27 protein-coding genes are annotated in these 21,989 nt (G+C 65.7%); 12 read left to right on the top strand and 15 right to left on the bottom strand.

Going from position 1 to position 21,989, the window contains the following annotated elements; translation table 11 throughout:
• The first annotated feature begins 41 nt into the window (after window positions 1-41).
• Window positions 42-1,043: a class 1b ribonucleoside-diphosphate reductase subunit beta gene (gene nrdF / locus ABC270_RS16700; protein WP_058725585.1), complete on the top strand. Its 1,002-nt coding sequence runs from the start codon at window positions 42-44 to the stop codon at window positions 1,041-1,043.
• Between the two features lie 200 nt (window positions 1,044-1,243).
• Here the strand turns inward: nrdF and ABC270_RS16695 are convergent, their stop codons facing one another.
• Complete coding sequence (locus tag ABC270_RS16695; RefSeq protein ID WP_412881845.1) at window positions 1,244-1,660, bottom strand: MarR family winged helix-turn-helix transcriptional regulator; 417 nt, start codon at window positions 1,658-1,660, stop codon at window positions 1,244-1,246.
• Between the two features lie 71 nt (window positions 1,661-1,731).
• Between ABC270_RS16695 and ABC270_RS16690 the strand changes: the two genes are divergently transcribed.
• Window positions 1,732-2,682, top strand: coding sequence for a quinone oxidoreductase family protein (locus ABC270_RS16690; RefSeq protein WP_412881844.1), 951 nt, complete (start codon window positions 1,732-1,734; stop codon window positions 2,680-2,682).
• Window positions 2,683-2,771: 89 nt separating this feature from the next.
• Here ABC270_RS16690 and ABC270_RS16685 read toward each other — a convergent pair whose 3' ends face one another.
• Window positions 2,772-3,038, bottom strand: a complete 267-nt coding sequence (locus ABC270_RS16685; RefSeq protein ID WP_412881843.1) for a hypothetical protein — start codon at window positions 3,036-3,038, stop codon at window positions 2,772-2,774.
• Between the two features lie 139 nt (window positions 3,039-3,177).
• On the opposite strand from ABC270_RS16685, the gene ABC270_RS16680 reads away from it, so the two are divergent.
• The gene (locus ABC270_RS16680) at window positions 3,178-3,462 is read left to right on the top strand and encodes a hypothetical protein (protein ID WP_412881842.1); all 285 of its coding nucleotides are present in this window, start codon (window positions 3,178-3,180) and stop codon (window positions 3,460-3,462) included.
• Between the two features lie 92 nt (window positions 3,463-3,554).
• On the opposite strand, the gene ABC270_RS16675 is transcribed toward ABC270_RS16680, so the two are convergent.
• The 7 genes from ABC270_RS16675 to ABC270_RS16645 form a co-directional block, all read right to left on the bottom strand.
• Window positions 3,555-4,016, bottom strand: coding sequence for a hypothetical protein (locus ABC270_RS16675; protein ID WP_412881841.1), 462 nt, complete (start codon window positions 4,014-4,016; stop codon window positions 3,555-3,557).
• Window positions 4,017-4,042: 26 nt separating this feature from the next.
• The gene (locus tag ABC270_RS16670) at window positions 4,043-4,798 is read right to left on the bottom strand and encodes an SDR family oxidoreductase (protein WP_412881840.1); all 756 of its coding nucleotides are present in this window, start codon (window positions 4,796-4,798) and stop codon (window positions 4,043-4,045) included.
• 104 nt (window positions 4,799-4,902) lie between these two features.
• Window positions 4,903-5,646, bottom strand: coding sequence for an SDR family oxidoreductase (locus ABC270_RS16665; RefSeq protein WP_412881839.1), 744 nt, complete (start codon window positions 5,644-5,646; stop codon window positions 4,903-4,905).
• A 65-nt stretch (window positions 5,647-5,711) separates the two neighbouring features.
• Window positions 5,712-6,659, bottom strand: a complete 948-nt coding sequence (sigJ, locus tag ABC270_RS16660; RefSeq protein ID WP_412881838.1) for an RNA polymerase sigma factor SigJ — start codon at window positions 6,657-6,659, stop codon at window positions 5,712-5,714.
• 117 nt (window positions 6,660-6,776) lie between these two features.
• On the bottom strand, window positions 6,777-7,217 hold the full coding sequence (locus tag ABC270_RS16655) for a carboxymuconolactone decarboxylase family protein (RefSeq protein WP_412881837.1): 441 nt from the start codon (window positions 7,215-7,217) through the stop codon (window positions 6,777-6,779).
• Window positions 7,218-7,345: 128 nt separating this feature from the next.
• Window positions 7,346-8,785, bottom strand: a complete 1,440-nt coding sequence (locus tag ABC270_RS16650) for a cytochrome b (protein ID WP_412881836.1) — start codon at window positions 8,783-8,785, stop codon at window positions 7,346-7,348.
• A 181-nt stretch (window positions 8,786-8,966) separates the two neighbouring features.
• The gene (locus ABC270_RS16645) at window positions 8,967-10,310 is read right to left on the bottom strand and encodes an NAD(P)/FAD-dependent oxidoreductase (protein ID WP_412881835.1); all 1,344 of its coding nucleotides are present in this window, start codon (window positions 10,308-10,310) and stop codon (window positions 8,967-8,969) included.
• 144 nt (window positions 10,311-10,454) lie between these two features.
• Between ABC270_RS16645 and ABC270_RS16640 the strand changes: the two genes are divergently transcribed.
• Window positions 10,455-11,231 carry an arylamine N-acetyltransferase gene (locus tag ABC270_RS16640; RefSeq protein WP_412881834.1) on the top strand — a complete coding sequence of 259 codons (777 nt, stop codon included), beginning with the start codon at window positions 10,455-10,457 and terminating at the stop codon, window positions 11,229-11,231.
• Window positions 11,232-11,247: 16 nt separating this feature from the next.
• Here the strand turns inward: ABC270_RS16640 and ABC270_RS16635 are convergent, their stop codons facing one another.
• The 4 genes from ABC270_RS16635 to ABC270_RS16620 all read right to left on the bottom strand — a co-directional run bounded on the left by ABC270_RS16635 (window position 11,248) and on the right by ABC270_RS16620 (window position 13,764).
• On the bottom strand, window positions 11,248-11,694 hold the full coding sequence (locus ABC270_RS16635) for a GNAT family N-acetyltransferase (RefSeq protein WP_022906517.1): 447 nt from the start codon (window positions 11,692-11,694) through the stop codon (window positions 11,248-11,250).
• 33 nt (window positions 11,695-11,727) lie between these two features.
• Window positions 11,728-12,708: an aldo/keto reductase gene (locus ABC270_RS16630; protein ID WP_031261869.1), complete on the bottom strand. Its 981-nt coding sequence runs from the start codon at window positions 12,706-12,708 to the stop codon at window positions 11,728-11,730.
• The gene (locus ABC270_RS16625) at window positions 12,686-13,126 is read right to left on the bottom strand and encodes a MerR family transcriptional regulator (protein ID WP_031261866.1); all 441 of its coding nucleotides are present in this window, start codon (window positions 13,124-13,126) and stop codon (window positions 12,686-12,688) included. Before ABC270_RS16625 ends, ABC270_RS16630 begins: the two co-directional genes overlap by 23 nt.
• 74 nt (window positions 13,127-13,200) lie before the next feature.
• Window positions 13,201-13,764 (bottom strand): TetR/AcrR family transcriptional regulator, encoded by a 564-nt coding sequence (locus ABC270_RS16620; RefSeq protein WP_412881833.1) that lies wholly within the window; start codon window positions 13,762-13,764, stop codon window positions 13,201-13,203.
• Window positions 13,765-13,854: 90 nt separating this feature from the next.
• Between ABC270_RS16620 and ABC270_RS16615 the strand changes: the two genes are divergently transcribed.
• The 4 genes from ABC270_RS16615 (at window position 13,855) to ABC270_RS16600 (ending at window position 16,973) form a co-directional block, all read left to right on the top strand.
• A complete protein-coding gene (locus ABC270_RS16615; protein ID WP_412881832.1) occupies window positions 13,855-14,874 on the top strand; it encodes an SDR family oxidoreductase in 1,020 nt (339 codons plus the stop codon).
• 178 nt (window positions 14,875-15,052) lie between these two features.
• Entirely contained in the window at window positions 15,053-15,790 is a 738-nt protein-coding gene (locus ABC270_RS16610; protein ID WP_412881831.1) for an SDR family oxidoreductase, read from the top strand.
• Window positions 15,791-15,969: 179 nt separating this feature from the next.
• Entirely contained in the window at window positions 15,970-16,491 is a 522-nt protein-coding gene (locus ABC270_RS16605) for a hypothetical protein (protein WP_412881830.1), read from the top strand.
• Window positions 16,492-16,640: 149 nt separating this feature from the next.
• The gene (locus ABC270_RS16600) at window positions 16,641-16,973 is read left to right on the top strand and encodes a hypothetical protein (protein WP_412881829.1); all 333 of its coding nucleotides are present in this window, start codon (window positions 16,641-16,643) and stop codon (window positions 16,971-16,973) included.
• 160 nt (window positions 16,974-17,133) lie between these two features.
• On the opposite strand, the gene ABC270_RS16595 is transcribed toward ABC270_RS16600, so the two are convergent.
• The gene (locus ABC270_RS16595) at window positions 17,134-17,691 is read right to left on the bottom strand and encodes a TetR/AcrR family transcriptional regulator (protein WP_412881828.1); all 558 of its coding nucleotides are present in this window, start codon (window positions 17,689-17,691) and stop codon (window positions 17,134-17,136) included.
• 91 nt (window positions 17,692-17,782) lie between these two features.
• Here ABC270_RS16595 and ABC270_RS16590 point away from each other — a divergent pair, with 91 nt between their 5' ends.
• Window positions 17,783-18,937 carry a serine hydrolase domain-containing protein gene (locus tag ABC270_RS16590; protein ID WP_412881827.1) on the top strand — a complete coding sequence of 385 codons (1,155 nt, stop codon included), beginning with the start codon at window positions 17,783-17,785 and terminating at the stop codon, window positions 18,935-18,937.
• An 83-nt stretch (window positions 18,938-19,020) separates the two neighbouring features.
• The gene (locus tag ABC270_RS16585) at window positions 19,021-19,620 is read left to right on the top strand and encodes a hypothetical protein (RefSeq protein ID WP_412881826.1); all 600 of its coding nucleotides are present in this window, start codon (window positions 19,021-19,023) and stop codon (window positions 19,618-19,620) included.
• Between the two features lie 37 nt (window positions 19,621-19,657).
• Here the strand turns inward: ABC270_RS16585 and ABC270_RS16580 are convergent, their stop codons facing one another.
• Window positions 19,658-20,101 (bottom strand): barstar family protein, encoded by a 444-nt coding sequence (locus ABC270_RS16580; protein ID WP_412881825.1) that lies wholly within the window; start codon window positions 20,099-20,101, stop codon window positions 19,658-19,660.
• A gap of 343 nt (window positions 20,102-20,444) precedes the next feature.
• Here ABC270_RS16580 and ABC270_RS16575 point away from each other — a divergent pair, with 343 nt between their 5' ends.
• A complete protein-coding gene (locus ABC270_RS16575) occupies window positions 20,445-21,029 on the top strand; it encodes a recombinase family protein (protein ID WP_412881824.1) in 585 nt (194 codons plus the stop codon).
• Between the two features lie 77 nt (window positions 21,030-21,106).
• On the top strand, window positions 21,107-21,886 hold the full coding sequence (locus tag ABC270_RS16570) for an alpha/beta fold hydrolase (protein WP_412881823.1): 780 nt from the start codon (window positions 21,107-21,109) through the stop codon (window positions 21,884-21,886).
• Window positions 21,887-21,989: the final 103 nt, after the last annotated feature.

The raw sequence follows: 21,989 nt of genomic DNA, 5'->3' as shown, positions 1-21,989 counted from the left end.
TCCGTCACCAGATCACCATCTCGAATCCGGAAGACAATCCCATGACCCTCACCGACCCGGTCCACGCCACGGGCAAGTCCATCCCGCTGATCAGCGCGGTCAGTGCCATCAACTGGAACCGCATCCAGGACGACAAGGACGTCGAGGTCTGGAACCGGCTGGTCAACAACTTCTGGCTGCCCGAGAAGGTGCCGCTGTCGAACGACGTGCAGTCGTGGAACACGCTCACGCCGGAGGAGCAGCAGCTCACCATGCGGGTCTTCACCGGCCTGACGCTGCTCGACACCATCCAGGGCACCGTCGGCGCGATCAGCCTCATCCCGGACGCGATCACCCCGCACGAAGAGGCCGTCTACACGAACATCGCGTTCATGGAGTCGGTGCACGCGAAGAGCTACTCGTCGATTTTCTCGACGCTCGCGTCGACGCCCGAGATCGACGACGCCTTCCGCTGGTCCACGGAGAACCCGAACCTGCAGAAGAAGGCCCAGATCGTCCTCGACTACTACACGGGTGACGACCCCCTGAAGCGCAAGGTCGCCTCGACGCTGCTCGAGTCGTTCCTGTTCTACTCCGGCTTCTACCTGCCGATGTACTGGTCTTCGCGGGCGAAGCTCACGAACACCGCTGACCTCATCCGTCTGATCATCCGCGACGAGGCCGTCCACGGGTACTACATCGGGTACAAGTTCCAGAAGGGTCTCGAGGGCGCTTCCGAGGAGCGCAAGCAGGAGATCAAGGACTACACGTTCAACCTGCTGTTCGAGCTCTACGAGAACGAGGTGCAGTACACGCAGGACCTCTACGACGGTGTCGGGCTGACCGAGGACGTCAAGAAGTTCCTGCACTACAACGCCAACAAGGCGCTGATGAACCTGGGCTACGAGCCGATGTTCCCCAAGGAGACGACGGACGTGAACCCGGCGATCCTGTCGGCGCTGTCCCCGAACGCGGACGAGAACCACGACTTCTTCTCGGGGTCGGGCTCGTCGTACGTCATCGGTAAGGCCGTCGTGACGGAGGACGAGGACTGGGACTTCTGATCCTGATCCGACCTTGTCGGAACGCCCCGCTGGCTTCGGTCGGCGGGGCGTTCTGCGTTCGAGGGTGCTGTCGCTGATGCGGCCGAATGGCGGGCCCTCAACGAGATTCGATTCGGACGGGTCATGTGAGACAAGCCAGCTGTGACGGGTGCGTTGCGGGATGCTGTGTCGGCTGAAGGACCGGTTATTGAGACAGTGAATCAGCGCAGCATCGCGCCGAGAAGCACCCGAAGCTGTGACTGCTGATCCGGGTCGAGTGCGGTCGTTATGGGTTCGAGCGCTTCGCGCATCGATGTTTCCAGGCGGTGTGCGACCCGTGCGCCCGCGTCGGTGATCACGACATCGACTGCGCGAGCATCGTCCGGGTTCGGCTGCCGACTCAGGAACCCCTTGGCGGACGCGCGAGCGACCAGGCCGGTCATGGTTGAGCGTTCCAGCCCGAGGTACTGCGCCAGCTCCCCGATCCGGACGCGACGATCCCGCAGGATCGCCAGCACCCGGAGCTGGGTCAACGACACTCCCTCGTCGGCGGCGATCTCGGTCAACGCTCCCATCGTGCGGAACGACAGCTCTCCGATCGCATCCACGAGCCGGCTCATCTCGTCGTCTTGATCCACGTCGTCATCATACTTGACGAAGTTCGTTATACGAACTACTTTGTTCGCAACACGAACCAATTGGAGGATTCATGTACGCAGCCGTTGTCGAACAGTTCGGACAAGCACCGGTCTGGCAGCAGTTCCCCGAGCCCGAGCCGGCCCCCGGTGAGGTCATCGTCGAGGTCGTGGCCGCGGGCCTGCATCCGCGGGTCAAGTCCCAGGCAGCCGGCTCGCACTACACGAGCGAGGGCGCTCTCCCGCTGATCCCGGGCGTCGACGCGGTCGGCCGGTTCCCAGATGCATCGCTGCGCTACTTCGTCGTGTCAAGCGACACCCGGGGCACGATGGCAGAACGTGTCGCCGCGGATCCTCGGGCCAGCGTTGTCCTCCCGGACGGCGCGGACCCGGTCGCCGTGGCAGCGGGAGCGAATCCGGTGATGTCGTCCTGGGTTGCGCTTCGTCGCCGGATCGACTTCGCGCCCGGGAGCCGAGTACTGGTCCTCGGTGCGACGGGTGCGTCGGGGAATGCTGCCGTGCAGGTGGCGCGGCACCTCGGGGCTTCGTCCGTCATCGCCAGCGGTCGCGATGCCACACGCCTCGAGCAGCTGCGCGGACTCGGAGCGGACACCGTGGTCTCCCTCACCGACCCGAACGCTGTGGGGGAGGCGGCGGCGGACGTCGATGCTGTCGTCGACTACGTCTGGGGGCAGCCCGCAGCTGACGTGATGCGTTCCCTCGTGACGGCCCGGCAGGATCGAGGTCGTCGACTAGACTGGATCGCAATCGGCTCGACCGCGGGCCAGGATGCCCCGATCCCCTCCCCGGCCCTTCGGGCGTCCGGGCTGCGAATCGTCGGCAGCGGGCAGGGTTCCGTCGGACGTGCCGCGTTCGTCGAAGAACTGCCAGGCATCGTCGCGGCGATCGCGAACAAGACGGTGAGCATCGAAACGCGGCCTGCACCGTTCGACGACATCGAAGCTCACTGGGTCGGCGGTGCTGCGACTTCGGGTCGTGTCGTCTTCACGGCGGCCGACCGGTAGAGGATCGCTGGACGGCACAGGCGAGCTCATAGACACGACAGAGCCCCGGCCGTTCCCGAGCGGCGTGCTGTGCGGCTTGCGGTTGCGCGTCAGTGCGACGCTGCTGACGCGGCCGTGCGCTTATTGCGACGCTGCAAGATCGCGACGATGCTGCTGACGAAGAGCGCGGCGCCGCCAATCCCGAGCAGCCATAGGCCAGCTTCGAAGCCGCCGATGACGACGTTCGGCGTGTAGCCCGGCTCGATACCGCTGTCTTCTTGCAGGCGGTAATCGACGCCGATGGCGATGAGAAACTCGATGGTGATCAGTGCGCCGAGACCCGCGACGATGACGGACCCGATGATGAACTTCTTCATGTGCTCCGCCTCCCGTTGAAGAGGCTATCTACCCCCCGAGCTCAGGAGCGCCAGCCAGCCGATGGTCTGCTAGGACATCATGTGCGGTTCCGCCGACGGGACGGGACGACTGACTGCCATCCGTCGCTACGGTTGACTCATGGTTCGTCGAGCACGCTCGAGTCTGTGGGCGATCGTCGCTGTTGCGCTGGCTGCTGTTGCAGTGGTGATCTGTGTTGTATCGACTGTTGACGCCGGCCAGGTGGCGCCGGTGTTCTTCTGGCCGACGACCCATGGAGCGGATGTGGTGCTGACGAAGGAGCAGTACAAGCTGGCACTGACCGCTCAGCAAGCGGGCCGGATAGCCGCGTCCGCGGCGATCATCCTCGCTCTCGCCGCGGTCCTGCTCTCGCTCCGGGCGCGAAACGTCTCGCGCGACCGATAGCCGATCGGTGTTCGGGACGGGCCGACAAGCCTTCGGAACGTACGGTGCGAGCTGTCACGAGGGGATGCCTGTGATCTTCGTGTCCCTCTGGCTCAGCTGCTCCTGCTCCTGCTCCTGCTCCTGCTCCTGCGTCGCTTCGGGATGGCGATCGCGATTCCGAAAAGCGCTGCGACGGCCAAGACGATCAGCTGGGATACGGCGTCACGGGTGCTCATGTGTCCGAGGTGGGTCGCGTGGTACGCGAAGTGGAGCACGCCGAAGCTACCCCACGCGATGCCGAGGACGCGGAACAGCGGCTGTGATCGCCAGAACAACGCTGCAACGCTGCCGGCGCCGAGTGCGAGGTACTGTGCCCCGTGGTCGCGGATGAGGTGCTCGTTGAACGGTCCGTCTTGGGATATCCCCTCGCCGAGTAGGGAGGGGAAGTGGTCGTAGAACTCTCGCGGGAGCACGTAGGCCCAGAATCCGACGCCTATGGCGATGATGATGGTGCCGACGAGACCGACGGTTTGCAGGGGACCGATGCGGTATTGGATGGGTCGGGGGTGTTCCACGGGAGGCTCCTTGCTTGTCGTGTTGTTCAGCTGCGGTGGTCAGCGGATCCAAGCCATTGGTCGAACGTGGTGCCGGTGACGCGCTGGGGCTCAGTCCCGCCGCGCAGGGCCCCGGAAGCGAGGCCCTTGCCATACGCGCCAGGGAAGCGGACGTCGAGTACGCGGCGTCGGATGCCGTCGTGGTCGTACATCCGTCGGATCATCTCGGCGAGGGTGGTCTCCGCTGGTCCGACCAGATCCGGAGCTCGGACCGCGGGGGCGGATTCGGCGACGCGGACGAGGTGCTCCGCGACGTCCCGTGCCGCGACGGGGCGAGACAGGGTGCGCGGCACTAATGTGACCGGTCCGATGGAGGTTTGGGCGGCGACCTGTTCCGCAAATTCGTGGAATTGCGCGGTTCGTGCCACGGTGTGCGGGACGTCGGAGGCCCGGATGAGCCGCTCCTGCGCGAGCTTGCCGGCGTAGTAGGACGTGTCGATCTCGTCGATACCGACGATCGACAGCAGGACGTGGTGCGCAGTACCGACTTGCGTCTCCGCCGCGAGGAGGTTAGAGGTGGCGGTGGAGAAGAACGCTCTGGCCGCTTTGGTGGCGAGCGTCGTGGTGTTGAGCACATCGATGACCGCGTCAGCGTCTTCGATCGAACCAGCGATACCGACATCGCCGAGCACGTCTACGCCGTGCTTCCTCGAGAGGACGACGATTTCGTGCCCTCGTTCGCGTGCTGCACGGACGACGTGGCGTCCGACGGTGCCGGTACCGCCGGCGATCGCGATCTTCATGTGGTCTCCCAATCCGGCGCGTGAAGCCGCGCTCTTGCTCACACTGACGAGGTCGCGGCGTAGAGTGTGAGGGCGCCCTTCAACTGGAGTGGGGCGAGCGTTGGCTACGGCTGCGTCGTGCCGGCGTTTACGGGGTAGCGGCGGGTGCCAGTACGGTGTGCGCCGAGCGGTACGAGGGAGTCGGGAGTGTCGGCGCCGAGCGCAACGCCGGGCGCCGTCGCTACCTGACGGCTGTCCGCGGCTGCCGAGAGGGTTGCGCGGAGGAGTTCATCGAGCCGATAGCGGTCTGGTCCGGCGAGGTCGACGGTGTCGTTCACGGGCTCGCTGGTTGCGGTCTCGGCCAGGAGGTCCACGACGTCGTCGACGTCGACAGGCTGGAGCAGCATGCCCGGTGCGCGGACGACGCCGTCTTCTGTGAGCCCGTCGGCGATTGTGGGGATGAAGTCGTGGAACTGCGTTGCGCGGACGATGGTGAAGGGGATGCCCCCGTCGCGGACCGCCTCTTCCTGTGCGACCTTGCCGACGTAGTAGCCGTTGGCGAGTGCGCGGTCCGCGCCGACGACCGAGAGCAGCACGTGATGGCGTACGCCGGTGGTGTGCTCGGCTGCGAGGACCCGCTCGGTGGATCCACGGAAGAAGGCCGTTGCGGCGGCAGGATCCATGTCGACGGTGTTCAGCACGTCGACGACGACGTCGACACCGGCCATGGCGTCGCCAAGGCCGGCCCCGGTGACGGCGTCGACTCCGTTCGTGCGCGATGCGACGAGGGTGTCGTGTCCGAGCTCGTTGAGGCGAAGCGTGAGGCGTGTGCCGACGTGGCCGTTGCCGCCGAGGATGAGGATCTTCATGAGTGTTCCTTTCCGGCGGCTTCTGCCGCCGCCCATGTGACGACGCTGGGCGGCAGGGTGTGAGGTCAGCTGATGGACCAGGTGGTGAGTTTCTCCGGGTTGACCTGCATCCACACGTCGGTGATGAGCCCGTCGCGCACCTTGACGTTGATGATGGCGAGCAACTGATCCCCCTCGATGGCGGCGAGCGCGACACCGTCACCGGTCAGCTGGTCCCGGAATTCGAGGGAGGACCGCTTACGGACCGTGCCGAGCATGAACCGAGCGACGTTGGAGACGCCGAGGACTGCGCGGCGGGCAGCGTTGACGACGCCGCCGCCGTCGGAGCGGAGTGTGACCGAGGGGTCTAGGAGCGCCGTCAGCGCCGCGAGGTCTCCGCCGCTGACTGCCGCCGCGAAGGCGAGCAGGACTTCATCATGCTGCTTTCGATTCCGCGGGCTCACCTCGTTGTCTCGCACGCGGCGTCGGGCCGACGTCGCGAGTTGCCGGACTGCTGTGACGGTTCGACCGACGATGGTGGCGATTTCGTCGAACGGCACGGCGAACACGTCGTGCAGGACGAACGCGACGCGCTCCGCCGGTGTCATGCTTTCCATGACGATGAGCAGCGCTGTGCTGACCTCGTCGTCAAGCGTCACGCGGTCCAATGGGTCGGCGGTTGCTGTCAGGTCGCTGGCGCTGCCGGTGAAGAGGTTGGCAGGTACCGGTTCGGGAAGCCATTCCCCGACGTATCGCTCACGGCGTGCTCGCGCGGACCCGAGGACATCGAGGCACACCCTGCTCATCACGCGTGTGAGCCACCCCTGTGGGTTCGTGATCGCGGCTCGTTCGGCGTCCGTCATTCGGTACCAGCGGACGTAGGTTTCCTGCACTGCGTCCTCGGCTTCGGCGAGCGTGCCGAGCATGCGGTAGCCGATCGAGATCAACCGGCGGCGTTCGTCGAAGACGTCTGGGAGCTGCTCGCTGGCGCGGGCAGCGTCCGTTCCGGGCTTCTGTGGCTCGCTGTCGGTCATCGTCGCTCCTGTTCGTGCTGTGATCATCATGACGACGGCAGGTGCCGGAATGTGAGGCGATTCGGCGAGGAAGGCCGAGGCAAAGGAGTTGCACCCCGCCTCCCTCTTGGTGTCAGGTCAGGGGGCAACCGGGTAGTGGCTGGTGATCGCGACCCGGTTCCAGGCGTTGATGACGATGGCGATCCAGGTGATCGCGGATACCTGCTCGTCGGATAGCGGTGCGACCTCCGGCCGGCGCGTCACGTGCTGGTCGCCGATGCCGGTGATCTGCTCCGCGATCAGGAGCGCGGCCTGCTCCTCAGGGGAGAAGTACTGCGATTCCCACCAGGCCGCGACGACGGCAAGCCGGTCCGCCATCTCGCCGGCGGCGATGGCGTCGCGGACGTGCATCCGGAGGCAGAACGCGCACCCGTTTAGCTGCGATGCGCGGATCTTCACCAGCTCCACCAGTTTCTTGTCCAGTCCCGCGTCGGCGGCGTCGTGTTCGGCTTGGCCTGTCAAAGCCATGAGCGTTTCGTAGTTCTTCGGCGCGTGCTTGCCGATGTTCACGTGCTGCATCCTTGTGCTCCTTCGATTGTCGAATGACGCCACACAGCGAAGCCCCGAAATCCGTCGCTGTGCGGTGTCTGTTGCTGTGACGGCGTGCGTCTACTCGGTGTGAGGTCGTGCTGGGGAAGTGAGCATCGTCATGCTTCGACGACCGGAGCTTGTGTGGCCTCACCGACGGCGACAGGCGCGGCGTGTTCTGCATCGACTGGGGGTAGCGGCACGAGGCGGCCCGTGAAGAAGAAGTGGTTCAACTGAAAACGGATCCGCATCGCGGTGGTGGTGCGGCCGTCTACTCTGGGCTGCAGGATGACCGGTTCGGGCCGTTCGGCGGCGAGGATGCGCCATCGCTCTTCGGCGCTGATCGGTACATGGACTTCAATGTGGTCGCCGTCGGGGAGTCGGACGATGCGTCCGGTTTCGTAGCCGTGGAGGAGTGCTTCGCGATCCTTGCGCTGGAGTGCGAGTGCGGTCCGGCGGGCGAGTGCGAATGCGATGAGCGGTCCGATGATCAGCATCGTCTGCTGGGTGTGGATGACGGTCTCGAGTGCCAGTTGTAATTGGTGTGCGAGGACGTCCGCGCTGCCGGCTGCCCAGAGGACGCCGTAGAAGGTCATGCCGGCAGCGCCGATGGCCGTGCGTGTCGGGGTATCGCGTGGTCGCTGCAGCAGGTGGTGATCGCGCGCGTCGGACGCGATCCACTGCTCGAGGAATGGGTAGAGCAGCACGAGGACCATGAAGGCGCCGATCGCGAGCAACGGGACGATGACGGCGAGTGTCACGGTTCGTCCGAGGATGACGATTTCCCATCCGGGTGGCACGAGGCGAAGGGCACCGTCAAGGAAGGCCGTGTACCAGTCCGGTTGCGATCCAGCGGTTGCGTTGCCGGGGTCGGACGGGCCGTACTGCCACACCGGATTGATGGTCACCGTCGTCGCGATGACGACCAGGATCCCCACCACACTGATGAAGAAGCCGCCGAGCCGGGTCAGCCCGTTTGGCCAGAGCGCGACCCCCGTCGTCGACGCTTCCGACCTGCCGGGAGCGGGGAACTGAGCTGGTGATTCCGCGAGGGCGACAATGGCTTGGAGGGCGAGCAGCAGGGCCATGGCGATCGGGACAAGGCCGAAGTGGATGAGCGCGAGTGTCTCGATGATCCGGCCGGGGAACGGGCCACCGAACAGAAGCCCAGTAACGTCCGTGCCGATCAGTGGGATGCCAAGAGCGACGCCGTCGACGATGCGGAGTCCGCTGCCGGAGAGCATGTCGTCCGGTAGTCCGTAACCGCTCCATCCGCCGGCGAGGGCGACGACGTAGAGGAGGAACAGCAGAACCCAGCGCGTGCGACGTGGCTTGCGGAACCCGCCGGTGAAGAAGGTGACGAGCATATGCATGATGATCGTCGCCGGGAGGAGTTGCATCGACCAGTGGTGCAGTTGGCGCAGCAGCATGCCGCCGTGCACGTCGAAGGCCAGTCGCAGCTCCGACGCGTATGCGGCGGAGACAAGGTGACCGTCGAGGGGTGCGTACGACCCGTGGTAGACGACTTGTTCGATGGACGCATCGAACAGGAACCCCATGACGAATCCTGTGCCGAGATAAACCAGTGCGATCGCTGCGGTGGCGACGCCGAACAACCCGGTCCAATGCAGCGGTACCGGGCGGTGCCGCATCCAGGTGAGGGCCGCGGCGGTCAGCCGTCCTGGCGTTGTGTCCGCGACCAGGTCCGCTAGGGAACGGCGGGATGGTCGGGTTCTACGATCAACGGGCATCGGTCGCTCCCGTGACGGTGTCGGGGACACCACCGGTCACGAACGCTCGGCGAGGCTCGGTGATGGAGCCGAGGGAGGCGATGTCGCGGCCTGCGAACACGGCGCTGATCCAGACCAGGAGGACGCGGAACTTCCGCTCCCACGTCGGAACGGCGAGCACGTGGTAACCGCGGTGCATGACCCACGCGGGGAAGCCCGTGATGACGACGCGCTTGTACTGGAAGATCCCGTGTCCGAGGCCAAGAGTCGCGACGACACCCAGGTTGTGGTGCACGTAGTCACGGGGTGCTTCGCCGCGGAGCGCTGCGACAAGGTTCTTCGCGAGCCGCTTGCCCTGCCGGACGGCGTGCTGAGCATTCGGGACCGTGAGCGCCCCCGGCTTCGGGGAGGCAAGGTCCGGTACGGCTGCGTCATCGCCGGCGGCCCATGCGTCCGGAACGATCCCGTCGTCACCCTCCACGCGCAGGTCTGCACGAACGCGAACCGACCCGCGGGCGGTCAGTGGCAGGTCGGTGTGCCGCTCGACGACAGGGTTCGCCGCGTTACCGGCGACCCAGACGATGAGGCCGGAGTCGTACTCCTCGCCGGTTGAGAGGACCACGCGGCCGCCGACGGCGGAGAGCATCTGCGTGTTCAGGTGAACGTGACCGCCTCGTCGTTCGAGGTGTCGGACGACCCACTTACCCGGCTCGTCGGTGACCTCGGGCAGGATCCGGCCCTGCGCTTCGACGAGGTGGAACGAAATGTCGGCCATGCTCAGCTCCGGGTACGACTTCAGCAGCGCCGTCGCGAGGGCGAGCGTTTCGCCGAAGCCTTCCACGCCGGAGAAGCCACCTCCGACGAACGTCACGGTGAGCAGCTTCTGCCGCTCGGGCCCCGGGGGGAGGACCGAGGCGCGGTCGAAGGCGGTGAGGATGTGGTCGCGGATCGCGACGGCTTCCTCGACCTGCTTCATCCCGATTGCTTCATCGACGAGCCCGGGGATGGGGAACTTCCGCGTGACTGCCCCGGCGGTTACGACGATGGTGTCGTATCGCACCGGGAAAGGCTCGCCGTCCTTCGGTGTCACGGTGACGGTCCGAGCGGCGTGATCGATGTTCGTTACCGCGCCGGCGATCAGTCGGGTCCTGCGGAGGTGGCTGCGGAGGGAAACGGCGACGTGGCGCGCCTCGACGGAGCCGGCAGTCACCTCGGGGAGGAACGGCTGGTACGTCATGTAGGGACGTGGATCGATGACGGTGACGCGCGCTTCGCCGCGGCGGAGCTTCTTCTCCAGCTTCCACGCGGTGTAGAACCCGGCGTACCCGCCGCCGACGATGACGATGTCCTTCACGGTGCAACCTTCTTCCTGTCCAGTCAAAGGTCTGACGGCGCAACCCACGCAAATGTGAGTCATCACCGGAAACACCCCTCGGTCATCACGCTCACCCTGCCGCCGTCGTCACAGAGGCAAGAGCATCAGACAGGAGCAAACCCGATGAACACGCCCACAACGGTCGTCAACGACTACCTCCACAGGCTCGCCATCGACCACGTTCCCCTCGCAGACCTCAGCAGCCTCCGAACGCTGCACCGCACACACCTCGCGACGATTCCGCTCGAGGACCTCGGCGGATGCGAAGACGCCGCCGGCACCCTGCCCGGACTCCTCAACCGCATCACCCAGCAGCGGCGCGGTGCACCCGCCACGCAACTGAACCTGGCGTTCGCGATGCTGCTGGTCGGCCTCGGCTTCACCGTCACCCCGCTCACCGTCACACCGAACCGACTCAACAGCCCCCGCGGGATTCCCCGATTGGCTCTTGCCGTGCACCTCGAGGCGGACCCCTACCTGGTAGATGTGTCCGGAGCCGGCCCCGATGGCCCTCTGCTCCTCCAGGACAAGCAAGGGCAGGCAGCTTCGATCGACGGCTTCGAGATCCGCATGCCCGATGGCGCGCTCGGCGTACGAGGATCGGACGATCCTCGCTACAGGGTGGCTGCCGCTCGAGGTCTCATGGACGCACTCGAACCCGACGCTCTCATCCGGTCGAAGGCGGTGCGCCCTCAGATCGGCGAGGAAGCGCCCGTCCTCTCGATCCGTCGGCAACGCGGACGGACGACGCTCATCGGCGACCACCTCATCGAGACGAACGGAACGGCGCGCACGGACGTACTGCTCGCACCGAACCAAGGCGCACGAGTGATACGCGAGCGATTCGGTGTCGTGCCATCCGCCCGGGAAGAGCGGTGTCTATGCGCTAGGTCTCGCTGACTCGGCGTGCTGCAGATCAGACGGTGAGGCTTCGTTCGAAGAGGCGGTACGCACCGTCCGATCCGATGTGGCAAAACCCGTGGGATGTGTAGAGCCGTTCGGCGCGAGTATTCGACTCGTGGACGCCGAGCGCGGCCGTCGGCACACCGCCAGCGGTTGCTGCACCGACGAACCCTTCCAACAGGCGGCCGCCGACACCGGCGCCCCGCCGCTCGGGCACTACGTGCACGGCGACGAGTGTCGCGACGGCGGGCTGCAGTTGCCAGACGGCCAAACCGGTGACCGTGCCATCCTCGTCCGTGATCGCGCCGCTGGTAGGCAGGCAATCGATCCACAGTTCGAGATTCCGGTCCAGAGCGTTCGTCCATCCGGCAACGCTGTCCGGCTCAACCTCCTGCATGTACGCCCGTTCCAGACGGAACAGCAGCGGGAGATCCTCAGGACGGACTGTGCGGTAGCTCATGGGCCGATCATGCCGTTCGGGGGAGTGATCACGTCAACGGTCGATACCGATTGGCGCGTCGACACCGTCCCGTGAGCCGATGACGTCGTCGGCCGGGATCGCGTCGACGAGTGCGGTTCGCTGTGCGTCGGTGAGCCGAATGCCTGCGGCTGCCGCGTTCTCGTCGAGGCGGGAGCGGCGACGTGTTCCGGGGATCGGCACAGCGCCCTCGGCGAGGAGCCACGCGAGGGCAACCTGCGCAGTCGTCGCTCCGATCTCGCCGGCTATCCGCTCAACCCGTGCGACGAGCCGCCGGTTCGCCGCGAACGCTGCGGGCTGGAAGCGGGGAAGACCTCGGCGGGCGTCGTCCGGTGCCAGATCGTCCAGACTGCGGACGCCCTCGGTGAGGACCCCGCGTCCGAGCGGGGAGAAGGCAACGAAGCCGATGCCGAGTTCGTCAGCGGTCGCCTTCTCCTCGTTGTGCAGCACGTCCCGGGAGAACAGGGAGAACTCCGACTGCACGGCAGCAATCGGGTGAACGGCGTGAGCGCGGCGGAGCGTGGGCGCGGCGACTTCTGAGAGGCCGATGTGTCGCACCTTGCCCGCTGCGACCAGGTCCGCCATCGCACCGACGCTGTCCTCGATCGGTACCGCAGGGTCGGCGCGGTGGAGGTAGTACAGATCGATGGTGTCCATGCCGAGGTGCCGGAGGGACCGGTCGCAGGCGCGTCGGATGTACTCGGGGCTGCCGTTGCGGCCGTGGACGGTCCCGTCGTCGTCGGTCTCCGCTGATGCCTTCGTCGCGATCGTGATCTCGTCGCGACGAGACCCCAGGGCACGGCCGATCAGCTGCTCGTTCGTGAACGGACCGTACGCCTCGGCGGTGTCGATGAACGTCACACCGATGTCGACCGCGTGCTGCAGCGTCGCGGTCGACTCCCGCTCATCGCTCGGGCCGTAGAAGGCGTTCATGCCCATCGCACCGAGTCCGATGGCCGAGACGGTCAGTCCGTCACCGAGCTGTCGTGTCTGCATCTGCAGTGGTTCCTTTCTCGACGATCGCCCGGTAGGTGGCGATCTTCTGTTCGATCGCAGCGAGATGCCGCTGCGTCCGTGCGAGGTCTTCGAGGACGTGCTGCCGGTGGTCCTCGAAGAACCGGAGCCGGTCCCCTTCCGTACCGGGCCGTCGACTGAGTTCAGCGATCCCGCGGATGTCGGCGATCGACATGCCGGTTTCGCGCAGCATCACCAACCCGCCCACCCAATCGAGGTCCGGTTGGTGGTACCGGCGCTGCCCAGACGGTGTCCGGGGCGTCGGATCCAGCATCAGGCCAGCCCGGTCGTAGTACCGGAGCGTCTCCATCGGGAGACCCAGCGCGGCTGCGGCCTGCCCGATACTCAGCCCGTCCGGTGGCACGGCCGCATCGACTTCAGGGAGGGGGACTTCACGCATGACCTCATGCTCACACCCGGAGTGCGCTCCAGGTCAAGCGCTCATCACGCTCCGCGACTTCACCAGCCGAGCACCTACGCCACCACGGCGGTGACGACGAGATCCAGCAGCCGATCACGCTGCCGACGGTCCGTGCCGCTCGTCTCCGACACCAACGCTGTTCCTGCCACCAACAGCAGCACGTCGTCCGAGGCGACGCCGTCACGCAGCCGTCCATCTCGTTGCAGCGCAGCAAGCAGAATCTGCAGTGCATCGTTCAAACGGCCGCGGCTGTGCTCGAACGGCTGCGCGCCTCCCGCAATCGCAGCCGTCAACGCCGAGCTCAAGCCGGCCTTCGTAACCAAGTAGTCGACGAATCGGTCCAACCACGTACGAAGGGCGTCCGCCGGTTCCTCGTCCGCTTCGAGCTGCGTGGCGGCATCGCACACAGCGTCGAGCTCGTTCCGGTATACCGCTTCGAACAGCGCGATGCGTGAGGGGAAGTGTCGGTAGACGGTTCCGACCCCGACGCCCGCTGCGGCTGCGATGGCAGTGAACGGCACGTCCGCGCCTTGCACGGACACTAACCGCACTGCCGCATCGAGCACTCGTGCACGGTTGCGCACGGCATCCGCTCGGCGGCCGTCACGGTCACTCATCCCCACCCCTTCCAAACGGAACACTTTCCGTTTACTCTGTTCCGGAACGCGTTCCGCTTACCACTTTACTTCCACGAGAACGGATCAACCATGACGATTCACCCAGACGCCACCGTGCTGGTCACCGGAGCGAACGGCTATCTCGGCGCGCACATCACCGCGGCGCTCCTCGACCAGGGCTACCGCGTTCGCGCGACCGTCCGCAGCCAAGCCCGAGGAGCGGCGCTGCGCGAGGATCTCGACCGTGCGGGGGTGCTGTCTGCTGACAGGCTCGATCTCGCGTATGCCGACTTGAGCTCCGACAACGGTTGGACCGATGCCATGTCGGGAGCGCGGTACGTGATGCACGTCGCTTCTCCCTTCCCAGGACATACCCCGCAGCACGAGGATGACGTGATCGTGCCGGCACGAGATGGAGCGCTCCGCGTCCTCACGGCTGCTCGCGATGCCAGCGTTGAGCGAGTCGTGATGACGTCCTCGTTCGCAGCCGTCGGGTACTCACACAAGGCTGTTCCGAGCTTCACCGAAAGCGACTGGACCAATCCCGAGGATGACCTGCAGCCCTACATCAAGTCGAAGGTCGTCGCCGAACGAGCCGCGTGGGACTTCGTTGCTCAGCAAGGTGAGGGGCTCGAGTTCTCGGCCGTAAACCCTGTGGGCATCTTCGGCCCGACGCTGAGCACGAAGCTGTCGACGTCGGTCGCGTTCATCAAGGCGATGCTTGACGGTTTAATGGAGAATCTGCCGGCGCAATCGTTCGGCGTCGTTGATGTGCGCGACGCCGCTGCGCTCCACCTTGCAGCGATGACGCACTCCGAAGCGGCAGGGGAGCGGTTCCTGGCAGTCGCGGACGGACCATCCGTGAGCTTCCGCGACGTCGCTGTCTTGCTCCACGACGAGCTCGGCTCCCTCGCCTCAGACGTCCCATTGACCGAATCAGCCGCCAGCAGTGACGGATCCGACAGCTCTGTCGCGCCCGTCATCAGCAATGCCAAGGCCAAGAACCTCCTCGGCTGGGAGCCGCGCCCCGTGCGCGAGACACTGCTCGACACTGCGAAGTCCCTCATGAAACTCGGCCTCGTCGGCAAGGACGAGCCAAGTCGTCGATGACGCCAACGCGACCCGGAGGGCGCCTGCCGCAACTCGATGTGGCTAGCTCCCACGGGTCTCACGCGAAGGCGGTCGCCAGCTCCGACAATGGCGCGAGACACTCGGTCACCTCACATGTCGGCGCTGTCTGTCGTCAAGCCCTCAGCGAGATCTCGTCAAGGACGGAAGAAGGGTGAACATGAGAGTCTTCATCGCGGGCGGTCGTGGCCAGGTTGGAGCGGAAGTCGCTGGGGCGCTGAAGGAGAAGGGCGTTGAAGTGGTCATCGGCAGTCGCTCGAATGGCGTGGACGCGACGACGGGAGACGGGCTGGACGCCGCACTGGTCGGAGTCGACACAATCGTGAACACGCTCAACATCGCTCGATTCGACGATGAGGCGACCGACTTCTTCGAGACCACGAGCCTGAACCTGGTGCGAGCCGGCGACCGGGCAGGGGTTCGGCATCATGTCCTGCTGTCGATCGTGGGTGTCGGCGAGGAGGACGGGCCGGACAACGGGTACTGGCGCGGCAAGGTCGCCCAGGAGCGGGTGCTGAAGTCAGCGATGGTACCCGCGACGATCGTCCGCACAACGCAGTTCCACTCGTGGGTCCCGGTGCTGGCAGACCAACACACCGTCGACGGACGCGTGATCGCGGAGCGCTCGCTCATTCAGCCGGTCGACCTCTCCGAGGTTGTGAACCTCCTCGAGACGACCGCGCTTGAGCCGGAACCGTCTGATCACGAAATCAACCTGGCCGGTCCGGAGCGCTACTTCTTCGACGACCTGCTCCGCGGAACGCTTGCCGCAGCAGGCGACGGGCGTGAAGTCGTGACGGTTCCGTGTAGCGGACCAGACGATTTGCTGGTTCCCCGTGGCCGACACCGTGTCGGTACCAAGACGTACCCAATTCGCGGCATTCCTCTCGCTCACTGAGCTAAGTCACGTCCGTCATTGCATGCGTCCGCTAGCCGATCCGTCACCGGACGGTTGCTCGCCTCGATTGCAAGAGACTGCTGAACTCCGCGTGCGAGGATCACACCATGCCCGTTCGATCTCTCGACAAGCTCGACGACGCAACGTTCGACGTCACCGCCGCAAGAGTCGTCAGCGGAGTGCTCGTGCTCCACGGGTCGGTCGTCGAGCACAACACGAGCGCCGGGACAGTTCGACTTCCCGTCACGCTGACCGTGCCCGACGCGGTGAGCGTCGTCGTCGACGTCACCGACGGAACAGGCGAACTCATCCTCGAGAGCATTGACGTGACCGCAACGGCGGTGACGCTCCGGGGCGTCATCCCGTGCGAGGTCGTCGTGACCACGTCCGTGCGGAGCCAGGTACTGCTCGACGTCGGCACGACTCCCGTCGCGGTCCGCCATCGGTGGCGATGGCGGCCGTGGGACGGAACCACACCGGTCATCCTCGACCACCGCGCCGTGTCGAGACGTCTCTCGAAGAACGCATGCCCGGCGTGTACACATCCGTGGGTCGAACACCCCACCGCACAAGACGCTACTGGCGCGACATGCGGTGAGTGCGACTACGAGCTGGAGCACGGCCAGCTCCCTCCCGGCCGGTCGGTCTGCACGGCGCAGATTCCGCAGCCACTCATCGAGCCAGAGTCATCCGGCGTGTGATGCGAAGCTTCATCGCCGGAAGTCCATGGCAACTGCCCCGTTGAGCGATCCGCTCTCGCACCGCGTAACGGCCGTTCGGTGGTGGTCTCAGACTGCGCGGAGTTGACGAGGCTGTCGTGAGAGCTGCAGGTCGGGCTTAGAGTCAGGTCGTGCCTGACAGGATCATGTTTGTTCAACTCAAGACTGGTTATGACACGGACGCGGGCCCGTCCTGGATTGCCAGCGTGCGGTTCTCGAAGTCTTGGTCGACGGTCTATTTTCACGGCCGCACACTGAGGCGAGTGACCGGTACCGCCTACGCGAACTACGACTCCAACTTTTACGATGTCGAGTCGGGCGAGGGCTACTGGGTATCAGGTCCGAAGCGCGACCGAACAGACGCTCGATATAGCAACGGTAAGCCAACCGTCGAGGACGACGCACGCGTCGCTTATGAGGCGTTCCTCAACGGTGAGCCGCTGCCAGGACGAGAGCGCGGTTGACTCGTCTGCCCCTAATGGAGTGGATGTCCGCTTCCAACGTCCGATGACCGATCGGCTATCGAGACGCGGCGTACACGAGGCCAGGGCAATGCCCGGAGCGATCAGCGCCTGATTCCAATCGTCTGGCATGAGGTGGAGGTCGTGGGTGAAGCGGAAGTGGTCAGGGGAGGGGAAGTCCTCGGGTGAGTGTGTTGAGGAAGTCGTCGAACGAGGAGCTTCCCTGGATGTCGTCGTGGTGCTGCTCCTCGGCGGCGAGGGCGGCGATGACGGTTGTCACGAAGACGAACCACGACTTCTGCGCGGCGGGGCGGGAAACGCCACACTCGATGAACAGGTCGACGATCGTTCCTCGGAGGCGGTCGAGTGCGTGCGCGCTGTGGTTGTGGGGGCGTGCGAGATGGGTCGCGAATCCAGGGACTGATAGGAATGCCGTCCGGATCCGGTGACCGAGTGTCGTGAGCCTCGTCGACAGCGTCCCGACCGGAAGCGGTTCGGCGACTGCCCGGTCGACCAGCGCCGACCCCACCAGGTCGAACAGGGCGTCACGGTCGGGAACCCACCGGTACACCGCGCTGTGGCTGACACCGAGCCGTGCTGCGAGCTCGCGCATGGTCATTCGATCAATGTCCTCTGCCGCGATCACGGCGGCGATGATCTGATCCCGATCGATCCGCGGAGGTCGCCCCCGTCGCCTCACCGGCACCTGACCGCTCGTCATCGGGGCAGCATAACCGCCGACCGGGTGAACGGATGCTCATTTGTGACCAGTGGTCCGGAAAGCGTAGCGTCGGATTCCGAAGGGAGCGAACATGGTGGAGCAGGAGATCAACGGGTCGGTCGCGAGCGGGTACGAAGAGGTCATCGACGCGTTCCGGAGGGTCCTCCGGGACGAGCGTGAGCCAGTGGATGCGCAGGTGGCGGCGTACCAGGACGGCAGGCGGGTGGTGGATCTCTGGACCGGTCCCGAGACGACTGCCGACTCGCTTCTCGGGATCTACTCCGCGTCGAAGGGCGTGACGCATCTAATCGTGGCGATGCTGGTGCAGGACGGTGTCCTCGATCTCGACCTGCCGGTGGCGACGTGGTGGCCTGAGTTCGCAGCAGGTGGGAAGGACCGGCTCCTGCTCCGTGAGCTGTTGGCGCACCGAGCAGGGCTCGTCGGAACACCCCGGGGTTTCACGCTCGAGGAGCTGAGCGATGACCGTTTCGTCGCGCGCGCGCTCGAGGGACGCGTCCCGTTCTGGCGGCCGGGTAGTGCTGCCGGCTACCACGCGCTCGTCGTGGGCGCTTTGACCGGTGAAGTGGTCCGCCGAGCTACGGGAAGGTCGGTGCAGGAGCTCGCGACCGACTGGTTCACCAAAGGGCTCGGCGTGGACGTGCACCTCGGGACGACCGAGGACCAGGACACTCGGTTTCTCACCGCATTGCCGATGACCGACACGGATGAACGGGTCCGCGCCGCTCGGGTCGCAGCGTCGATGCCGAACGCGTTGGCGGACGTCGCGTTCAACCGCGGGATCCGCGGACGGACGGAGGTGTGGGAGCTCCCGAATCACGCGATCGTCCGACGGCGGGGAACGGCATCGCTTGGTGGCCTCGGAACGGCACGTGGTCTCGCCGAGCTTTACGCGCGCGCAGCCGCGGGGGTAGGTGACAAGGCGCCGTTCCTCACGCCGGACACCTGCGCTGCCTTCGCACAGATCCAGTCCGTCGGTCCGGACCTCGTCCTCCACACACAGAAGGCCTGGGCGGTCGGGTTCCATGCGGTCACAGAGCAGTACCCGGCACTACACGCAGGGGCGTTCGGGCACAGCGGCGCAGGCGGACAACAGGCTCTCGTTGACCCCGTGCAGGCGCTGTCCTACGCATTCCTCCGACGGCGAGGAGTTCTCCCGAAAGAAGCCGACGCGGGCCATGAACTCCTCCTCAGCGCGATCAGCCGAGCCGGCCGCACCGTTCGGTAACCGATCGGTCATCGGACGTTCCACCGGTTCGCTTCGCGCATGCCGCCGTTACGATTCGAGGACGACGGGTAGGGGTGTGGGCGATGTGGGACTGGATCAACGAGTACGGGTCCGCGATCGGCGCGATAGCAGGTGTGGTGGCTGCGCTTGTGGCGATCCTGGCGTTAATCTCCGCCGCGTCGGACAGTAAAGCGAGGTCCCAGCCGATGGTGACGGCGGAGTTCCGGCGAGCCCCTGACAGTGACTCATCGGTCGAGTTCGTGGTCTCCAACCTCGGAGCGACGCCCGCGCGGGACGTGCGGGTCGAGTTTACGCCCCCGATCACCCTGCCCGCCGAGACCAGCGGACTGGTTACCCCGTACCTGGTGCAGAGGTACCAGCGGGCGATCCCGGTCCTCAATCCGGGTCAGCTACTGTCGAACACCTGGTGGGCCGGTCGCGCGGGTTCAGGCTCCGAGTTGACCAACGGGGAACCGACCCCGGATGAGGTTCAGGTCGACGTGTCATACAAGGGGCTCGGCTGGTCACGAATCCGTGACTCCTTCGACCTCACCATCGAAGCGGTGACCCTGACGACATACAGCGTGAGCTCCACGTCACTCAAGGGTCGGATGGAGACGATCGACGAGAGTCTGCGGAAGATTCGAGACCACCTCGCGACGATCGCGAACAAGATCAGCTGATATTTGATGCCAGTACGCGCCCGCTGGTCGATCCTCCTCAGGACAAGATCGTGAGGAGCCGGTTCCCGAAGAGTGCTGCGTAGCGTCCCTGCCTTCCCAGGATCTGCTTCACGTGGTCGGCGATCCGTGGGAGTCGTTGAGCGAAATCGTCGAAGCCGGAGACGATCAGGACGAGGCCAGTCTCGGCCGCGTCCCACCCGTATTCCGCCTCGGCTACGTCTGACATGCAGTCGTTGAGCGCGGCCAGGTTCTTCCCGAAATGGCTGGGGAACTTGAGGGCCGTCGCGAAGGCGATGTGCATCTGCATGGCTTCTCTCCATGCCCCGGCGTCCAGCTCGATGACCCGGTAGCCCTCGCGCCGAAGCCACGTCTCGGCGTTGCGCAACTCAGTATCGTCTCGCAGCCAGCGGACGAATCCGTCGCAGGCGATCTCGAAGTCCAGCCTGTTGCCGAGGATGTCATCGGTGGAGAACGCGGGCACACTCGAACCGTAATACGTGGTGCAGTCAGAGCACGGCCGTTCGATAGCCGGTGGGTCAGCGGGCCCCGAAGAAGGATGCTCCTGCGGCATCAGCGCCCTGGCCGACCAGCCCGTTCCGAGAAGAACAGCACCACGAACGCCATCACGACGCACGCTGCGCCGACGATCTTCGTCGCTACCCCGGGCGGCAGAACGAAGAGCCCGACTCCGCAGGCCGCCAGCAGGATAAGGAGCGTGAGAGTCCACGGACGGATGCGCATGAGTCTGCCTACCATCAGCATCCCACTGACGTCTCGATCGCCGATCGATTCCGAAGTTGGCGCAGCAAGGCGATCCTCGCGCCATGAATGCTCTACTCATCGGCTACGCCCGCGTCTCAACCTACGAACAAGACCTCACCGCTCAACGCGTCGCGCTTGAACGGCTCGGAGTCCTCCCGACGAACATCCACACCGACTACGGCTTGACCGGCACAAACCGCTCACGACCAGGTCTGCGCGAAGCGCTCGCTTCCTGCCGTGACGGAGACACCCTGGTGATTGCGAAACTGGACCGCTTAGCTAGAAGCCTCCGCGATGCGAAGGACATCGTCGACGAACTCACCGCGAAGAACGTCAAGCTCAACATCGGTGGTTCCGTCCACGATCCGAAGGACCCCGTCGGCCGATTGCTGTTCAACGTCCTCGCGATGGTCGCCGAGTTCGAGTCGGACCTGATCAGAGCTCGAACGCGCGAAGGCATGCAGATCGCCAAAGCGAAGGGTCACCTTCGTGGGCGACAGCCCAAGCTCAGCGTCGCGCAGCAACGGCACCTCCTCGAAGTGCATGAAGCCGGCACGCACTCGGTTGCCGAGCTCGCCGAACTCTTCGGTGTTGGACGAGCGACCGTCTACCGCTGCCTAGACCGCCAAGCCCATCCAAGCCGCTGAGCGAATCCATCCGCTCTCGGGCACACGTGCCCGAGAGCGGATCGGCTACCGGTACGGGTTGCTCATAGGCTTGCTGGGTGATCGCGCGAGTTCTTGGTTCTGGTCGTCCGCTCGTCGCTCTCCACGGCTTCGGGGTGGACCACCGGATCATGCTGCCGCTGGCGGATGCGGTGCGGGATTTGCCGTGGCGAATGGTGCTCCTCGACCTGCCGTGGGCCGAGGCCGCTGCGGTGACCGCGACCGCGAAGAGCGCGGTCGACGTGGCCGACGAGGTACTCGCTGAGATCGACGACCACCTCGGCGACGAGCCGTTCGCCGTCATCGGGAACTCCTTCGGCGGCATGATCGCCCGACACGTCGCCCACGAGCGCCGAGACCACGTCCTCGGCGTCGCGACCCTGGCGGGTGTCGTGCATGCGGCACACGCAGACCGCGCAGTCCCCGAGCGCACCGTGCTGCACATCGAACCGTCCGTCCTCGAAGCCGCCGGCGACGCGCGAGAAGCGTTCGAGGAGGTCAGCGTCATCCAGGACGCCGCCGCGTTCACAGCGTTCGAGCGGTACGTGCTCCCCGGTCTCCGCGGCGCCGATCCTGCCGTGATGGACCGCATCGCCGCCGACTACGCACTGGACGCCGTGCCGGAGAAGCGCCACCCGGAACCGTTCACCGCTCCGGCCCTGCACCTGTTCGGTCGGCAGGACGACGTCGTCGGCTACGAAGACGGGCTCGCACTCCGGGACCACTACCCGCGAGGGAGCTTCGTCGTCCTCGACGGTGCCGGACACAACGTGCACCTCGAGCAACCCGGCATCACCAACGCCCTGGTCCGCGACTGGCTCGCACAGATCGACCGCTAGCCGATCGGCTTCCGAGACGGGCCGGGATTTCGCTGGCGCGGTTTCGAAGGATCCGTTCTACGTTGTTGCGATGACAAGCGATGTTGAGGGCGGACCGGGCTGG

The organism is Curtobacterium phoenicis (assembly GCF_047238015.1).
In the GTDB taxonomy this organism is placed as follows: domain Bacteria; phylum Actinomycetota; class Actinomycetes; order Actinomycetales; family Microbacteriaceae; genus Curtobacterium.
Note: the sequence above shows the minus strand (reverse complement) of the source record. Positions and strands in the feature narration are given on the sequence as shown.

Coding starts and splice junctions, on each gene's coding strand:
- nrdF (WP_058725585.1), top strand. CDS start 42: ATGACCCTCACCGACCCGGTCCACGCCACGGGCAAGTCCATCCCGCTG.
- ABC270_RS16690 (WP_412881844.1), top strand. CDS start 1,732: ATGTACGCAGCCGTTGTCGAACAGTTCGGACAAGCACCGGTCTGGCAG.
- ABC270_RS16685 (WP_412881843.1), bottom strand. CDS start 3,038: ATGAAGAAGTTCATCATCGGGTCCGTCATCGTCGCGGGTCTCGGCGCA.
- ABC270_RS16680 (WP_412881842.1), top strand. CDS start 3,178: ATGGTTCGTCGAGCACGCTCGAGTCTGTGGGCGATCGTCGCTGTTGCG.
- ABC270_RS16670 (WP_412881840.1), bottom strand. CDS start 4,798: ATGAAGATCGCGATCGCCGGCGGTACCGGCACCGTCGGACGCCACGTC.
- ABC270_RS16665 (WP_412881839.1), bottom strand. CDS start 5,646: ATGAAGATCCTCATCCTCGGCGGCAACGGCCACGTCGGCACACGCCTC.
- sigJ (WP_412881838.1), bottom strand. CDS start 6,659: ATGACCGACAGCGAGCCACAGAAGCCCGGAACGGACGCTGCCCGCGCC.
- ABC270_RS16655 (WP_412881837.1), bottom strand. CDS start 7,217: ATGCAGCACGTGAACATCGGCAAGCACGCGCCGAAGAACTACGAAACG.
- ABC270_RS16650 (WP_412881836.1), bottom strand. CDS start 8,785: ATGGGGTTCCTGTTCGATGCGTCCATCGAACAAGTCGTCTACCACGGG.
- ABC270_RS16640 (WP_412881834.1), top strand. CDS start 10,455: ATGAACACGCCCACAACGGTCGTCAACGACTACCTCCACAGGCTCGCC.
- ABC270_RS16635 (WP_022906517.1), bottom strand. CDS start 11,694: ATGAGCTACCGCACAGTCCGTCCTGAGGATCTCCCGCTGCTGTTCCGT.
- ABC270_RS16630 (WP_031261869.1), bottom strand. CDS start 12,708: ATGCAGACACGACAGCTCGGTGACGGACTGACCGTCTCGGCCATCGGA.
- ABC270_RS16625 (WP_031261866.1), bottom strand. CDS start 13,126: ATGCGTGAAGTCCCCCTCCCTGAAGTCGATGCGGCCGTGCCACCGGAC.
- ABC270_RS16620 (WP_412881833.1), bottom strand. CDS start 13,764: ATGAGTGACCGTGACGGCCGCCGAGCGGATGCCGTGCGCAACCGTGCA.
- ABC270_RS16615 (WP_412881832.1), top strand. CDS start 13,855: ATGACGATTCACCCAGACGCCACCGTGCTGGTCACCGGAGCGAACGGC.
- ABC270_RS16610 (WP_412881831.1), top strand. CDS start 15,053: ATGAGAGTCTTCATCGCGGGCGGTCGTGGCCAGGTTGGAGCGGAAGTC.
- ABC270_RS16595 (WP_412881828.1), bottom strand. CDS start 17,691: ATGACGAGCGGTCAGGTGCCGGTGAGGCGACGGGGGCGACCTCCGCGG.
- ABC270_RS16590 (WP_412881827.1), top strand. CDS start 17,783: ATGGTGGAGCAGGAGATCAACGGGTCGGTCGCGAGCGGGTACGAAGAG.
- ABC270_RS16585 (WP_412881826.1), top strand. CDS start 19,021: ATGTGGGACTGGATCAACGAGTACGGGTCCGCGATCGGCGCGATAGCA.
- ABC270_RS16575 (WP_412881824.1), top strand. CDS start 20,445: ATGAATGCTCTACTCATCGGCTACGCCCGCGTCTCAACCTACGAACAA.